The sequence below is a fragment of the Flavobacterium ginsenosidimutans genome, assembly GCF_003254625.1.
Classification (GTDB): domain Bacteria; phylum Bacteroidota; class Bacteroidia; order Flavobacteriales; family Flavobacteriaceae; genus Flavobacterium; species Flavobacterium ginsenosidimutans.
The window spans coordinates 614,478-631,025 of the sequence record NZ_QJRJ01000082.1 but is presented as its reverse complement, the minus strand read 5'-3'; the positions used below and the strand labels follow the sequence as shown (position 1 = coordinate 631,025).

Annotated in this window: 12 protein-coding genes; 4 read left to right on the top strand and 8 right to left on the bottom strand. The window is 32.9% G+C overall.

From position 1 onward, the window contains the following. Position 1 precedes the first annotated feature (1 nt). Together DM444_RS23300 and DM444_RS23295 are read left to right on the top strand one after the other, a co-directional pair. A complete protein-coding gene (locus DM444_RS23300; RefSeq protein WP_111291085.1) occupies positions 2-598 on the top strand; it encodes a 3'-5' exonuclease in 597 nt (198 codons plus the stop codon). A gap of 257 nt (positions 599-855) precedes the next feature. Then, complete coding sequence (locus DM444_RS23295; protein WP_111291083.1) at positions 856-1,248, top strand: hypothetical protein; 393 nt, start codon at positions 856-858, stop codon at positions 1,246-1,248. Positions 1,249-1,315: 67 nt separating this feature from the next. Here the strand turns inward: DM444_RS23295 and acs are convergent, their stop codons facing one another. From acs to DM444_RS23260, 7 genes are all read right to left on the bottom strand, one after another. Beyond that, positions 1,316-3,226 (bottom strand): acetate--CoA ligase, encoded by a 1,911-nt coding sequence (gene acs / locus DM444_RS23290; protein WP_111291081.1) that lies wholly within the window; start codon positions 3,224-3,226, stop codon positions 1,316-1,318. Between the two features lie 499 nt (positions 3,227-3,725). Next, on the bottom strand, positions 3,726-5,195 hold the full coding sequence (gene ilvC, locus DM444_RS23285; protein ID WP_111291079.1) for a ketol-acid reductoisomerase: 1,470 nt from the start codon (positions 5,193-5,195) through the stop codon (positions 3,726-3,728). A gap of 60 nt (positions 5,196-5,255) precedes the next feature. Then, positions 5,256-5,777 (bottom strand): acetolactate synthase small subunit, encoded by a 522-nt coding sequence (gene ilvN, locus DM444_RS23280; RefSeq protein ID WP_111291077.1) that lies wholly within the window; start codon positions 5,775-5,777, stop codon positions 5,256-5,258. Between the two features lie 88 nt (positions 5,778-5,865). Beyond that, positions 5,866-7,554, bottom strand: coding sequence for a biosynthetic-type acetolactate synthase large subunit (gene ilvB, locus DM444_RS23275; RefSeq protein ID WP_111291075.1), 1,689 nt, complete (start codon positions 7,552-7,554; stop codon positions 5,866-5,868). 86 nt (positions 7,555-7,640) lie between these two features. Continuing rightward, positions 7,641-9,314 (bottom strand): dihydroxy-acid dehydratase, encoded by a 1,674-nt coding sequence (gene ilvD, locus DM444_RS23270; protein WP_111291073.1) that lies wholly within the window; start codon positions 9,312-9,314, stop codon positions 7,641-7,643. A gap of 270 nt (positions 9,315-9,584) precedes the next feature. Continuing rightward, a complete protein-coding gene (leuB, locus tag DM444_RS23265; RefSeq protein ID WP_111291071.1) occupies positions 9,585-10,703 on the bottom strand; it encodes a 3-isopropylmalate dehydrogenase in 1,119 nt (372 codons plus the stop codon). Positions 10,704-10,760: 57 nt separating this feature from the next. Then, the gene (locus tag DM444_RS23260) at positions 10,761-11,936 is read right to left on the bottom strand and encodes a 2-isopropylmalate synthase (protein WP_095929340.1); all 1,176 of its coding nucleotides are present in this window, start codon (positions 11,934-11,936) and stop codon (positions 10,761-10,763) included. A 155-nt stretch (positions 11,937-12,091) separates the two neighbouring features. On the opposite strand from DM444_RS23260, the gene DM444_RS23255 reads away from it, so the two are divergent. After that, positions 12,092-13,636: a hypothetical protein gene (locus DM444_RS23255; RefSeq protein WP_111291069.1), complete on the top strand. Its 1,545-nt coding sequence runs from the start codon at positions 12,092-12,094 to the stop codon at positions 13,634-13,636. Between the two features lie 289 nt (positions 13,637-13,925). Here the strand turns inward: DM444_RS23255 and DM444_RS23250 are convergent, their stop codons facing one another. Further along, a complete protein-coding gene (locus DM444_RS23250) occupies positions 13,926-15,581 on the bottom strand; it encodes a M1 family metallopeptidase (protein WP_111291067.1) in 1,656 nt (551 codons plus the stop codon). 167 nt (positions 15,582-15,748) lie between these two features. On the opposite strand from DM444_RS23250, the gene DM444_RS23245 reads away from it, so the two are divergent. Continuing rightward, complete coding sequence (locus DM444_RS23245) at positions 15,749-16,447, top strand: carbohydrate-binding family 9-like protein (protein ID WP_111291065.1); 699 nt, start codon at positions 15,749-15,751, stop codon at positions 16,445-16,447. Positions 16,448-16,548: the final 101 nt, after the last annotated feature.

Sequence of the window (16,548 nt, the reverse complement as noted above, 5' to 3'; positions counted from 1 at the left end):
TATGCTAGACTGGCTAAAAAATATCAATAAAGACTATCCAGATTTCTGGAAAGACTATTTAACTAAATTCGAAACTAAACCTAATAAGTTTGTTGTTTTATCAGCAGAAACTTCTGGGCTTAATCCAGATAAGGATGTTATATTGTCTTTGGGTGCATTTTCTGTAATTGATGACAGTATTGTAATAAAGGAAAATTTTGAAACCGTTTTGCTACAATATAAATACCTTCAAGACAACGGACTTTCAAATGAATTTATCATTGAAAGTAAAATGATGAAAATGCCTGAACCTGATGCACTTGAGGCTTTTGTTAATTTTATTGGAAACTCAATTTTAGTTGGGCATCACATCAATTTTGATATTGAAATGCTAAATGCAGCTTTGGAGCGCTTAGATTGTGGCCGATTAAAAAATGAAGCTTTAGATGTTGATGTAATGTATAGAAAACTTACAGATATAAATGACAAGCAGTTTTCTCTAGATGATTTGTGCGAAATTTATAAAATTCCGAAAAGTGATCGAAACTCTTCTTCTGAAGATGCATACAAAATCGGACTTTTATTTTTAAAATTAAAATCTAGATTGGGAATCAAGTAAATTTTTAAAATTTCAAAGTTTTTAAATTCCAATCCCGTATATAGAAAAGCCTCTTAAATTTTTAAGAGGCTTTTCTATTCTTAAAAAAACAAAAATATTTACAAATTTGATTTTTTTAGAATGGTCTGTCCTATTCTATTATTATTTTGTCTTTTAGAGGCTATTATTATCTTTTTTGAGTGAATAGATTTGCTCATAATTTTACAATAAATTATATCTTTAAAATAAAAATAAATCCTTTCTAAAACTTGAATTCTATGAAAAAGCTATTATTTGTTCTGTCATTGCTATTTTTTGTTTCAGCAATTTTTGCACAAAATCAAGATCCTTCGTCTAAGCGTATTCTAGGAAACTGGTATTCTAATACAAACCGAAGTACAAAATGGGTTTTTACCCAAGACGGGAAAGTTTACAATTACAACAATAACCAAATGAAAGTAATGTATAAATATACGGTCTCACACAGCTGTCAAAATTACTCAGATGATACTGCTGAATTTGTAACTCTACGTGACAAGGACGGTAATGAGTTTTGCTTTAAGATAAATGGAATTAATGAAAACAAAAATGGAATTCTGTCGCTTATTAATTTAAGCAATATGCAGCCTCTTGTTTTTGTGAACGATGAAAAATCAAAAATTGTGCAATAATTCCAATCAGTATTATATAAAAAAAATGCCTCTTTTATTAAGAGGCATTTTCTATTTATGTTTTAAATTAAGCAATTCTATCTTTCATAATTTGCTCTACAACTTCTGGATTTAATAAAGTTGACGTATCTCCAAAATTAGAGAAATCTCCTTCTGCAATTTTACGTAAAATTCTACGCATAATTTTTCCTGAACGAGTTTTTGGCAAACCAGAAACGAATTGAATTTTATCTAATTTAGCGATTGGTCCAATGTGATCTGCAATATATTGATTGATCTCTTTAGTTAAGTTCTCTTTATTTCTAACTTCACCAGTTTCTTTCAGAATAACAAAACCATATAATGCATTTCCTTTAATATCATGTGGGAATCCAACAATTGCAGATTCTGCTACAGCTGGGTGCTCGTTGATAGCGTCTTCAATTGGTGCTGTTCCTAAATTATGTCCAGAAACAATTACAACATCATCAACTCTACCTGTAATTCTGTAGTATCCAACTTCGTCTCTTAAAGCTCCGTCACCTGTAAAATATTTTCCAGGGAAAGCAGAGAAATAAGTTTCTTTGTAACGATCGTGATTACCCCAGATTGTTCTAGCAATTCCAGGCCATGGGAATTTAATACATAAACTTCCAACTACTTGATTACCTTCAATTTCATTACGTTTTTCATCCATTAAAACTGGCTGAATTCCCGGTAAAGGCAATGTTGCATAAGTTGGTTTTGTTGGCGTAACAAAAGCAATTGGAGAAATCATGATTCCACCAGTTTCAGTTTGCCACCAAGTATCTACAACCGGACATCTCTTATCGCCCACGTGGTCATTGAACCAGTGCCAAGCTTCTTCGTTAATTGGTTCTCCAACAGATCCAATAACTTTAAGTGATTTAAGAGGATATTTTTGAATATAATCTAAACTTTCTTTTGCTAACGAACGGATTGCAGTTGGCGCAGTATAGAATTGTGTAATTTTATGCTTTTCGATAATATCCCAAAAACGGCTAAAATCTGGATAAGAAGGAACTCCTTCAAAAATTACAGTTGTAGCTCCATTCAATAATGGTCCGTATAAAATATAAGAGTGACCTGTGATCCAACCGATATCTGCCGTACACCAAAAAATATCATTGTCTTCATAATTGAAAACATTTTTAAAAGTATAAGCAGTATAAACCATGTAACCTGCCGTAGTGTGAACCATTCCTTTTGGTTTTCCTGTTGATCCTGAAGTATATAAAATAAATAAAGGATCTTCGGCATCCATAATTTCAGCAACGCTATTATCTAAAGCTGCATCTAATAATGGCTGTAACCAAATATCACGGCCTTCTTTCATTTTAACATCTGTATTAGTTCTTTTTGCAACTAAAACTTTTGTTACAGAAGGGCAAGTATCTAGAGCTTCATCTACAATTCCTTTTAAATCAATAGTTTTATTTCCTCTATAACCTCCATCAGATGTAATTACCATTTTACATTCGCAATCGTTGATTCTCGCAGAAACTGCAGAAGCAGAAAATCCAGCAAAAACAACAGAGTGAATCGCTCCAATTCTAGCACAAGCTAAAACAGAAACTGCTAATTCTGGAATCATTGGTAAGTAAATACAAACTCTATCTCCTTTACGAACACCTTGCTCGCGAAGAACGTTTGCCATTTTTGAAACTCTCTCGTACAATTCATTATACGAAATATGTAAAGCTTCTTCAGAAGGATCATTCGGTTCAAAAATAATTGCCGTTTTATCTCCTCTTTTGCTTAAATGTCTATCAATACAATTTTTGGTAATGTTAACTTTAGCGTCTGTAAACCATTTTACTTCAGCTTCAGCCATATTAAAATCAACTACTTTTTCCCATTGTTGGTACCATGTAAAATTTTCTTCAGCTATTTTTCCCCAAAATTTTCTTGGCTCTCTTATTGACTTATTATAATGTTTAAAATATTGTTCTAAATTTTCAATTTTGTAATAGCTCATCGTTTGTTGAATTTTTTTATAAATGTATTAAATCTGAACGTATTCGTGAAATAATTTAATTCATAAATTTTACCAAATAAAAACATTTATTTAATAAAATATGATAATTATTTGTGTTTGTTTTAAAAATTTAAATTTTAAAGCAATTTAGAAAGGGCAAAAAAGGCATAATAAATAGATATTATGCCTTTTTTAATTTAACAAATTTCAATAACAATTAATTTTGTCAACTGCACTGCGAGTTTTCCTCTATTTTGAAAATAGCAGCATCATTATTAATTAACATAGAAATTTCAACAAGTATATTTTTTTAAGTAAAAATATACCCCAATTTTAGGGATTAGCCTCACTTAACTTACTCTCACTGGAAGTTAAGTGAATGCAATATGCATCTATATCTATTATCTTAATAAGTGCTTACTAATTCAAAATATTACAAATCATTGATACAGTGCAAATCCCGCAAAATCGAATTCTGCGGGAATTCCCAATTTTTTAATTATCCAATTTTTTTCATTGCTGTCATAGACTCTCTCAACCAAGCTCCTACTTCTTCAATAGGATGTTGACGAATTTCTTTGTTTACAGCAATTAGTACCGCATTATCTACTCCGTTTGAAGTTGAAAATGGTTTACCAATAATATTAGTTTCAACTTTTTTCATGAACTCAGTCAATAATGGCTTGCAAGCATGGTCAAATAAGTAACATCCGTACTCAGCAGTATCAGAAATTACACGGTTCATTTCGAACAATTTCTTTCTTGCAATTGTGTTTGCAATTAATGGTAATTCGTGTAATGACTCATAGTAAGCTGATTCTTCAATGATTCCAGCTTCAGTCATTGTTTCGAAAGCTAATTCAACACCAGCTTTTACCATTGCAATCATTAACACTCCATTATCAAAATATTCTTGCTCAGAGATTGGAGCTTCTTGCGGAGCTGTTTTTTCGAAGTTAGTTTCTCCTGTTGCAGCTCTCCATTTCAATAAGTTAACATCGTCATTAGCCCAGTCGATCATCATAGTTCTAGAGAATTCTCCAGAAATGATATCGTCTTGGTGTTTTTGGAATAATGGACGCATGATATCTTTTAATTCTTCAGCTAATTCGTAAGCTTCAATTTTTGAAGGATTGTTTAAACGATCCATCATATTTGTAATACCACCGTGTTTTAAAGCCTCAGTGATAGTTTCCCATCCGTATTGGATTAATTTAGAAGCGTAAGCAGCATCGATTCCTTTTTCAACCATTTTATCAAAACATAAAATAGATCCTGTTTGAAGTAAACCACAAAGAATAGTTTGCTCACCCATTAAATCTGATTTTACTTCAGCTACGAAAGATGATCTTAAAACTCCTGCTCTGTGTCCTCCAGTTGCTACAGCGTATGCTTTTGCCTGATCTAAACCAAATCCGTTTGGATCGTTTTCTGGGTGAACAGCGATAAGAGTTGGAACTCCAAATCCTCTTTTGTACTCTTCACGTACCTCAGAACCTGGACATTTAGGAGCACACATAATAACAGTGATGTCTTTACGAATCTGCATTCCTTCTTCTACGATGTTGAATCCGTGAGAATAAGACAAAGTAGAACCTTGTTTCATTAATGGCATAATAGCAGTTACCACAGCTGTATGTTGTTTGTCTGGTGTAAGGTTACAAACTAAATCTGCAGTTGGAATCAATTCTTCGTAAGTTCCTACTTTGAAACCATTTTCAGTTGCGTTTTTATAAGAAGCTCTTTTTTCTGCAATTGCATCTGCACGCAATGCATAAGAAATGTCTAAACCAGAATCTCTCATGTTTAAACCTTGATTCAAACCTTGTGCTCCACAACCAACAATTACAACTTTTTTTCCAGCTAATGCTGCAATTCCGTCTGCAAATTCTGATTGCTCCATAAATTCGCAAACTCCTAATTGTTCTAATTGTAATCTAAGTGGTAATGTATTGAAATAATTTGCCATTTTTGTTTTAATATTTAATGAAATGAAATTTTAATATTGATTTTATATAACTAAGATTTATTATTTAAAGGTTTCTAATAATGCAGAAATCTCCATTTTTTGTTTAGAAACTGATATTCTTCCAGAACGTACAAACTGCATAATTCCGTATGGTTTGAACTTTTGGTACAATTCTTCAATTTCAGAACGTCTTCCTGATTTTGAAATCACGAAGAAATCACGAGAAACCGTTACAATCGTAGACTGGCTTTCTTTGATAATATTCTGAATCTGTTTCTCATCAAACAACAAACTTGAAGCGATTTTGAATAAAGCATTTTCTAAGAAAATCGTTTCTTCATCTGTATGATAAAATGCTTTTATTACTTCAATTTGTTTTTCAATCTGGCCTACAATATTCTGAACCCATTTTTCTGTCGTATTTACTACGATGATAAATCTTGAAACATTCTCTATTTCTGATTCTGAAACATTTAGACTTAATATATTAATGTGACGCTTTAAGAATATCCCTGATATTCTATTTAATAAACCCACGTTATTTTCTGAGTATACCGATATGGTAAATGTTTTATCTTCCATGTTGTTTTTTAGTTTTATTTGTTTCAAGTTTCAGGTTTCAAGTCTTGCTTAACTTGGAACATGAAACTTGAAACATGAAACTTTTTTCTTAACTTAATCTAATTTCTGATACACAAGCTCCTGTTGGAATCATTGGGAAAACGTTGTTTTCTTTTTCGACTACAACTTCTAAGAAGTATGAATCTTTTGATGCTAGCATCTCAGCGACCGCTGCATCTAAATCTTCACGTTGTGTAACTTTTTTAGATTTGATATAATATCCTTCAGCAATTGCAATGAAATTTGGATTAATCATTTTTGTTGAAGCATATCTGTTATCAAAGAATAATTCTTGCCATTGGCGAACCATTCCTAAGAATTCGTTGTTTAAAATGACAATCTTCACTGGAACCTGAGTTTGGAAAATAGTTCCAAGTTCCTGAATTGTCATTTGGAAGCCTCCATCACCAATAATCGCTACTACTTCACGCTCTGGTTTTCCCATTTTTGCTCCAATTGCAGCAGGCAATGCGAATCCCATAGTACCTAAACCTCCTGAAGTAATGTTACTTTTAGTCGAATTGAATTTAGCATAACGGCAAGCAAACATTTGGTGCTGACCCACATCTGAAACAATGATTGCATCTCCTTTTGAATGTTTGTTGATCATTTCGATAGTTTCTCCCATCGAAATTCCTTTACCGTTTGTTGGATTTAATTCTTCTTTTATTACTGAATCGTATTCAATTTTACTTAACTCTTTAAATTCATTATGCCAAGCATCATGAGATTTTGCATCTAATAATGGTAATAAAGCAGCTAAAGATTCTTTCACATCTCCTAAAACAGCAATTTCTGTTTTAACGTTTTTATCAACCTCTGCAGGATCAATTTCGAAGTGAACTACTTTTGCCTGTTTTGCATAAGTGCTTAATTTACCTGTAACACGATCGTCAAAACGCATTCCGAAAGCAATTAAAACATCGCATTCGTTTGTTAGTAAATTTGGCGCATAGTTTCCGTGCATTCCTAACATACCAACATTTAAAGGATGATCTGTTGGTAAAGCTGATAATCCTAAAATTGTCCAAGCTGCTGGAATTCCAGCTTTTTCAACCACTGCTTTAAACTCAGCTTCTGCCTGACCAAGAATAACTCCTTGTCCAAAAACAATAAAAGGTTTTTTGGCACTATTGATTAAAGCTGCAGCTTCAGCAACTTTATCTAAATTTAATTTTGGAACTGGAACATAACTTCTTATTCCTGTGCATTTTTCATAGCTAAATTCGAACTCATCAAACTGAGCGTTTTTAGTAATATCAACCAATACAGGCCCTGGACGTCCAGAACGAGCAATATAAAATGCTTTTGCAATAATTTCAGGAATTTGAGAAGCTTCAGTTACCTGAAAATTCCATTTTGTAACCGGAGTTGAAATTCCGATAATATCTGTTTCCTGAAATGCATCAGATCCTAATAAATGTCTTCCAACTTGCCCAGTAATACATACTAATGGAGTTGAGTCGATTTGAGCATCTGCAATACCAGTTACTAAATTTGTAGCTCCTGGTCCAGAAGTAGCAATTGCTACCCCTACTTTTCCTGTAGCTCTTGCATAACCTTGAGCTGCATGCGTTGCACCTTGTTCGTGACGTACTAAAACGTGGTGTAACTGATCTTGAAATTTATATAATTCGTCGTAAACTGGCATTATAGCTCCACCTGGGTAACCATAAATTAAATCTACTCCTTCTGCTAATAAACATCTTATAACGGCTTCTGCCCCTGATATTTTCATAGTATATTGTTTTTCAAAAGTCAAACTTCAATTTTAAATTTTTATTGATGTTGAAGTTTGCTTTTTGATTTTGTTATTTTTTTTAATTAATTATCGGTTACACATCCTGTTGATGCACTAGAAACCGATCTAGCGTATTTAAGTAAAACCCCTCTGTCAACTTTTAATTTCGGCTGAACCCAAGCCGCTTTTCTAGCTGCAAATTCTTCGTCAGATATCTTCAGGTCGATTGTATTTTTCACAGCGTCAATAGCGATTAAATCCCCATCTTTTACTAGCGCAATACCACCACCATCATATGCTTCTGGTGTAACGTGACCTACCACGAAACCGTGCGAACCGCCCGAGAATCTACCGTCTGTGATTAGTGCACAACTGCTTCCTAATCCAGCGCCAATAATAGCAGATGTAGGCTTCAGCATTTCAGGCATTCCCGGACCACCTTTTGGCCCACAACCCCTGATGACGACTACATTACCTGGTTTAATCTTTCCGGCTTGAAGACCTGGAATTACTTCAAATTCACCTTCAAATACAACAGCTGGTCCTTCGAAATATTCTCCTTCTTTTCCGCTGATTTTTGCCACAGCACCTTCAGAAGCAAGATTTCCGTATAATACCTGAATATTTCCTGTTGGTTTTAATGCTTTTTGAATTTCATGAATTACTTCTTGTCCGTCTTGTAAATCTGGAGTTGAAGCTAAATTTTCAGCAACTGTTTTTCCTGTTACAGTCAAACAATCTCCGTGAATAAGTCCTACTTTCAGTAAGTATTTCATAACTGCTGGAATACCTCCAACTTCGTGAATGTCTTCCATCATATACTTACCACTTGGTTTCATATCTGCCAATACTGGTGTTCTATCGTTAATCGCCTGGAAATCATCTAAAGTGATTGTAATTCCAACTGAATGCGCCATTGCAATTAAGTGCATAACCGCATTTGTAGAACCACCTAAAACCGCTACGATTGTAATAGCGTTTTCAAAAGCCTTACGAGTCATAATGTCTCTTGGCTTAATATCTTTTTCTAATAATATTTTGATTGCTTTTCCAGCTTCAAGACATTCGTCTCTTTTTTCTTGGCTTAAAGCAGGATTAGAAGAACTATAAGGCAAGCTCATTCCTAATGCTTCAATAGCAGAAGACATAGTATTTGCAGTGTACATACCACCGCAAGCACCAGCTCCCGGACAAGCATTTTGAATAACTCCTTTAAAATCTTCTGGAGTAATTTCGCCTTTTACTTTTTTTCCTAAAGCTTCAAAAGCAGAAACGATGTTTAAAGATTCACCTTTCCATTTTCCAGAGTGAATAGAACCACCGTAAATCATCATTGACGGACGGTTCAATCTTCCCATTGCGATTAATGCTCCTGGCATATTTTTATCGCAACCAGGAATTGCAATAATACTATCATACCATTGCGCTCCCGCAACAGTTTCGATAGAATCTGCAATTACGTCTCTAGAAACCAGTGAGTAACGCATACCTTCAGTTCCGTTAGAAATACCGTCACTGACACCAATGGTATTAAAAATAAGTCCGACAAGATCCGCATTCCAGACACCTTTTTTAACATCTTGTGCTAAATCATTCAGGTGCATGTTGCAAGTGTTACCATCGTAACCCATGCTCACAATACCAACTTGTGCTTTTTTTAAATCTTCCTCAGTTAAACCAATTCCGTACAACATCGCTTGCGCCGCAGGCTGTGTTTGATCTTGTGTGATGGTCTTGCTGTACTTATTTAATTCCATTATTGCTTATTTATTTTTTAATTTTTTGTTCAAAAAAAAACCTTCCAAGTATTTGGAAGGTTTGTAATATAGTCTTTCAATTATATTTATAACATTCCCGATGCAGATGTGTGAATCACATTGACAACAACGACAGAAGTAATAATAATTGAGATTTGCATCCTTTGTTTTTTAGTGTTACAAAAGTAAATAAACTTAAGCAACTAAAAAAACAAAATCTCAACATTTCAAAGACTTCTTGTTATTATCTTCACATTTTAACAAAAAAGATTAAACAATTGTCGATTGCCCAATACTTACATTGTCATTATTAAAATACAGCAAATCATCTTTACTGAAAATAAAATTAGAAACGAACTCTCCTACTTCGTTTGTTCCAAATTTTGAATCTGGTTTCAAATCAACTGTAACTACTTTGTATTCAATTGCTTTTTCTACCGCTTTATAAACTACATGAGCTTCTTTAGTCAATCCAAAATGCTCCAGCAAAAGCGCAGCCGCTAAAATCGAAGCAATCGGATTAGCAATGTTTTTTCCTTTTGCCTGTGGATATGATCCGTGAATTGGCTCAAACAAAGCATTTTTCTCTCCTAAAGATACTGATGGCAATAAACCAATAGATCCTGTAATTACACTAGCTTCATCAGATAAAATATCTCCAAATAAGTTCTCAGTCAAAATCACATCAAACTGTTTTGGATTTAAGATTAACTGCATTGCTGCATTATCCACAAATAAGAAATCTAAAGCTACATCTGAATACTCTTCGCTCACTTTCTGAACTACTTTTCTCCACAATCTAGAAGTTTCCAAAACATTTGCTTTATCAACCAATGTTAGCTTTTTGCGTCTTTTTTGTGCCGATTTAAAAGCTAAATGTGCTATTCTAGTGATTTCTTCTTCTGAATATTCACATAAATCAGAAGCATGTGTTCCTTCTTCATTTAGTGTTTTAGCTCCAAAATAAGCACCACCTGTTAATTCTCTAAAAATGGTAAAATCAGCTCCTTCAATAATTTCTCTCTTTAAAGGAGAAGCTTCAATTAAGGCTTTATAAGGTTTTATAGGACGAATATTAGCAAACAATCCTAATTCTTTTCGCAGTTTTAATAATCCTTGTTCTGGACGAACTTTGGCATTTGGATTGTTATCGTATTTAGGATCTCCAATCGCACCAAGCAAAACTGCATCTGTGTTAAGACAAAGATTCAGAGTTTGCTCCGGTAAAGGATTTCCCGTTTTATCGATAGCAACCGCTCCCATCAGCGCTTCTTCAAAAACAAATTCATGATTATACACTTCGCCAATGGCGTACAAAGCTTTCTTGGCTTGTAAAATTACCTCAGGCCCAATTCCATCTCCTGGTAAAACTGCAATTTTTAAATTCATAATCTCTCGCTCTTTATGTCTTTAAATCCTTATTGTTCCAAATTTATTTTTGAAATATTAACTTCTGATTAATTCGCCTTCTATTTTAGAAGCTTCAATAATCTGATGAATATCTGCGTCTACAACTTCTTTTTTAATGTCAGCGAATTTCAAGAATTCGATATAAACGATATCTAATTGTGTTTTTGTCAATTCGTAACCTACTTTTTTAGCACGGTAAGCCAAAGCAGCTCTTCCGCTTCTTGCTGTTAAAATGATTGAAGATTCATTTACACCCACATCTAGCGGATCCATAATCTCGTAAGTTGCTCTGTTTTTAATTACACCATCTTGGTGAATTCCAGAACTGTGTGCAAAAGCATTTGCTCCTACGATTGCCTTATTTGGCTGAACAATCATTCCCATACTTTCAGAAACTAAACGACTCATTTCGTTTAATTCTCTTGTATTGATGTTTGTATCTAAATTTAAGTAAGGGTGTTGTTTGAAAATCATTACTACTTCTTCAAGTGCAGTATTTCCAGCTCTTTCACCAATACCATTAATTGTACATTCAATTTGTCTTGCTCCATTGATAGCACCTGCGATTGAGTTTGCAGTTGCCATTCCTAAATCATTATGACAGTGACATGAAAGGATTACGTTTTCGATTCCTTTTACGTTTTCTTTCAAGTATTTAATTTTTGCTCCGTATTCTTCTGGAAGACAATATCCAGTAGTATCAGGAATATTCAATACAGTTGCTCCAGATTTGATAACTTCTTCGCAAACTTTTGCTAAGAATGCATTATCAGTTCTTCCTGCATCCTCTGCATAGAATTCAACATCTTCTACATACGATTTTGCATGTGCTACAGCGAATTTCGCTCTTGCAATAATATCTTCAGGCGTAGTTTGTAATTTGTGGAGTATGTGAGATTCTGAGGTTCCGATTCCAGTATGGATTCTAGGTTTCTTAGCGTGCTTTAAGGCAGCTGCCGCAACATCAATGTCATTTTTTACGGCTCTTGTTAGTCCGCAGACGGTTGCATTTTCTACAATTTTACAAATCTCAGAGACCGATAAAAAATCGCCCGGACTTGACACAGGAAACCCTGCTTCGATAATGTCAACCCCCATTTTGTCAAGTCGTTCTGCGATAACTAATTTTTGTTTAGTATCTAACTTACATCCTGGGACTTGTTCACCATCTCGCAAAGTGGTGTCAAAAATTTGAACTTTCTCTCTATTCATATTCATTAATTTAATGTAATTTCACATCTTGATAACAAATATATATTGTACTATCGCAGTACGAAATTCGTTTTCATGAAATTATACTGCTCATAAAACGTTTTATATCTTATTAACTAATTTATTATCAATAAGTTACATTATTATTTTTTACAATGGCTAACCATCAAAAAGATTTCTTATTTGTTTTAATCAAATCACTTTCGAAATCAGAAAAAAGACAGTTTAAAATTTTTGCAAGCCGATTAGAGACGAGTTCAAACACAAAATTTATCGAATTATTCAATATTCTCGATAAATCTGAAGTTTATGATGAAAAACTCATTTTAAAAAGTGGCGTCATTCAAAAAGTACAGCTATCTAACTTAAAATCATACTTATACAAACAAATCTTGGTTAGTATAAGGTTAAATATTCCTAGCCAAAACATTCGTTATCAGCTTCGAGAGCAAATGGATTTTGCTGTTATTCTTTATAATAAAGGATTATATAAGCAGAGTTTAAAAATATTAGACAAAACAAAACAGCAAGCCCTTGAAAATGATGAAAAATATATGGCGTATGAGATTGTAGAATTCGAAAAATTAATCGAATCGCAATATATTACCCGAAGTATCCAAGGCCGCGCAGACGAACTGGTTATTCAGGCAAAAGAATTAAACTACAGAAATACAATTTCAAGTAAATTATCAAACTTATCACTTCAGTTGTATGGAATCATGCTGAAAACAGGATATGTAAAAAGCGATGCCGAATACAAGTATATTGATGATTATTTCAACAGACATATTTCAAAGTTAGACGAAAGCAAATTTGGTTTCCGAGAAAAATACTGGTTTTACAATGCCAATTTATGGCGAAGCTTCTTGGTTCAGGACTTTTTAGCAAGTTATAAATATGCCTATAAATGGGTTACATTATTTTATGATAATCCAAATATGATCTATCTGAATCCTGTATTTTTCTTAAAAGGAAATCATTATTTCTTAGAATCGCTTTATATGTTAAAATATACATCGAATTTCAAAAGATACCTGAATCTTCTAGAAGAGACTATTGCTGATCCAAAATTCCCTGTAAATGACAACATTGCGTCACTATCATTTCTATATGTTTACAATAACAAGTTAAATCTACATATCTTGGAAGGTACTTTCGCGGAAAGCGAATATTTAATTCCTGAGATTTTAAATAAACTGAAATTACACAGCGAACATCTGGATGAGCATCACGAAATGCTGTTTTTCTATAAAATTGCTTCTATTTATTTTGGTAGCGAAAAATACAATGAATGCATTAATTACTTAGATAAAATCATCAACAATAAAAACTTGACAATGCGTGAGGATTTAATGTGTTTCGCGAGATTGTTATCGCTGATTGCGCATTATGAGCTTGGAAAAGATTATTATTTAGAAAATCATTTGAAGAGCACGTATAAGTTTTTATTGAAAATGAATGACTTACACGAGGTTCAAAAAGAGATCATAAAATTCCTTAGAAACTTAAACAACTTCTACCCTGCTGATATTAAAAAGGAATTTAAAAAAATGCATACTCGTTTTGTAGAACTTGAAAAGAATACCTACGAAAAAAGAGCTTTTTTATACTTAGATATCATTTCATGGCTTGAAAGCAAAATAGAAAACAGAAAAATTGCGGATATTATTAGAGAAAAAGCGAAATTGAATAATCGATAAGTTTTTTAAACTCCAATTCTCTAAATTCCAAATTCCAATAACAAAAGCGCTAAAAAAACTTACTTTTTTAGCGCTTTTGTTGTCATCCTGAGGAACGAAGGATCACACTCGTAAATCAACAAAGATTGGAAAATTACTATTCGATAGTTTCTAGTGTGATCCTTCGTTCCTCAGGATGACAACTTTACGCAAAAAACAAACCCGACAGATTTTTAAAACCTGTCGGGTTTAGTATTAATAAAATTCCAATTTTGGAATTTAGAATTTTTATATTGGAATTTCTTAAACTTTATTCCACAATATTAGAAGTCGTAACATAGAAGTTTTTATCAACTTCCAGCTTTCTATCCTCACTTGTTGTTTTTATTGATTGCCATTCTGTTGTTGGTTTCAGCCAAGTTTCAACTCCGTTTAATGTAACTTTTACCGGCATATCAAATTTCGAAACACAATTTGTCCAATGGTATCCTAAAGTTCCGTTTTTAAACATATATTCAAAAACAGGAATTTTAGTTGTAGTCAAATATTGCGCATAAACTCTATTGAAATTAATTCCCGATTGCTCGTTAATATAATCCTCAATTTGTTTTGAAGTCACGGTTTGATGATAAAAAGTTTTATTTAAACCTCTTAAAATAGATTTCCATTTAGCATCGTCATTAATAACCTGACGAATTGTATGAAGCATATTCGCTCCTTTTGGGTACATATCGCCAGATCCTTCATTGTTTACATCGTAATGACCAATAATTGGTTTATCATTTTCAATACCATTTCTGCATCCAATCACATATTCAGCTGCTGCTTCTTTACCATAATAATACTCAATAAAAAGGCTTTCAGAATAATTAGTGAAACTCTCATGAATCCACATATCAGCTATGTCTTTGTATGTAATATTATTAGCAAACCATTCGTGCCCTGATTCATGAATAATGATAAAATCAAATTTTAATCCCCATCCAGTTCCACTAAGATCTTTTCCTAAATAACCTTGTTTATACTGATTCCCATAAGTAACAGAACTTTGGTGTTCCATTCCTAAATAAGGCACTTCAACTAATTTATAGCTGTCTTCGTAAAAAGGATAAGGTCCAAACCAATTTTCAAAAGCTTTCAACATTTTTGGAGCATCTTTAAAATGTTCTTTTGCCAAAGCCAGATTATCCTTTAAAACATAATAACTGCAATCTAAGTTTCCTTTTTCTCCTTTGAAAACTTCAGTAAAGTTTGCATAATCACCAATATTAATATTTACACCATAATTATTGATTGGATTAGAAACATACCAATTGAAGGTTTTTGTGCCGTCTTTTTCTTTTTTAACACTCTTCAATCTTCCGTTAGAAACTTCTGTCAAATCGCCAGGAACATTCACGCTGATTAACATGTTTTCAACTTCATCATACATATGATCTTTGCATGGCCACCAAACGCTCGCGCCTAAACCTTGACAAGATGTAGCAATAAAATCTTTTCCATTTTTATCCTTTTTCCAAGAAAATCCGCCGTCCCAAGGAGCTCTAACTGCTTCTTTCGGTTTCCCTTCATAAGAAATTACAATCTCTTTAGTATCTCCAACTTTTTGTTTTTCGCTTAAAGTGATAAAAAAAGCATTTCCATCTCTTTCAAACTTTAACTCTTTTCCGTTTTGAGTTACTTTAGTGATGTTCATCGGCTGCTGCAAATCAATCTGCATTCTGTTGTTTTCTGTTAAAACAGCATAACGAACGGTGTTAGTACCCGAAATAAATTTATCAGATGGCTTTACTTTCACATCCAAATGATAGTATTTTAAATCCCACCAAGCTCTTTCTTTTGTAATACTGCCTCGCAATGTATCCTGATGCGTAAAAACAGTTTCTGACTTGTTTAAAAGTCCTTGTGCATTTGCAGTGAAACCAACCAAAAAGGCGATAAAAACGCCACTAAAGTATTTTTTCATTATTTAAAAATTTGTATGAAATAAAGGAATTAAATCAGTTTATTTTTAACAAATGTAAACATTCAGATCAAGTAATTTAAAAATTTATGATTTTGATGATAAAAAAATACCTCCAATTTTAATTAATCTTCTCTATTTTAGTGGTTTCAAAATATTAGAATTTAAATATGAGATTTGACACCATACTTTCGTCTTTGGCCGTAATAATAACAGCAGCTGTTAATTCGCAAAATATTCCAATTCCAAAAACAAAAAGCAAAATAAGCATTGATGGCGATTTATCTGATTGGAAAACTCCATTTTTAGGGCCTTTTGCAATTCATGATTCAGAAAAAAAAGCAGTACAGAATACATTTGTTTCACTTTCGTGGGATAAAAAAAATCTCTATTTAGCTTATAAATGCACAGATTCTAATATTATTGGAAAAACACAAGACAAAGATTCTCAAATTTTTTACACCGATGATTTGGTTGAAATTTTTCTGGATCCAGATGGAGACAGCCACAATTATATTGAAGTTGGAGTAAATGCATTTTCTACAAATTATGATTTGCTTTTAAAATGTATTTCGCCAGAATGCGGAGGATGGAATACTGAACTAAATTTTGATATTAAAGGAATAGAAACTGTAAGCAATATAAATTCTGATGGATATACAGCAGAAATAAAAATTCCCTTTTCTAGTCTTGAAAAAATTGAAAATGGAGGCTTTATAAAACCAAAAATCGGAACGAAATGGAAAGGAAATGCTTTTAGAATTGATTACGGTAACACAACTGAATATCTTGCTTTACACCCTTATAAGAGTTCAAAATTTGGATTTCATCAGCCTGAAGAATTTGCTGTTTTTGAGTTTATCGAATAATTTGTTTAACCGTTTATTTGGTTAATTGTTTAATCGTATAGTTTGTCATTTCGACTTCAAAGTTTGGTTTTCATCAATCAGCACAATTTGCGGTTTTTAAG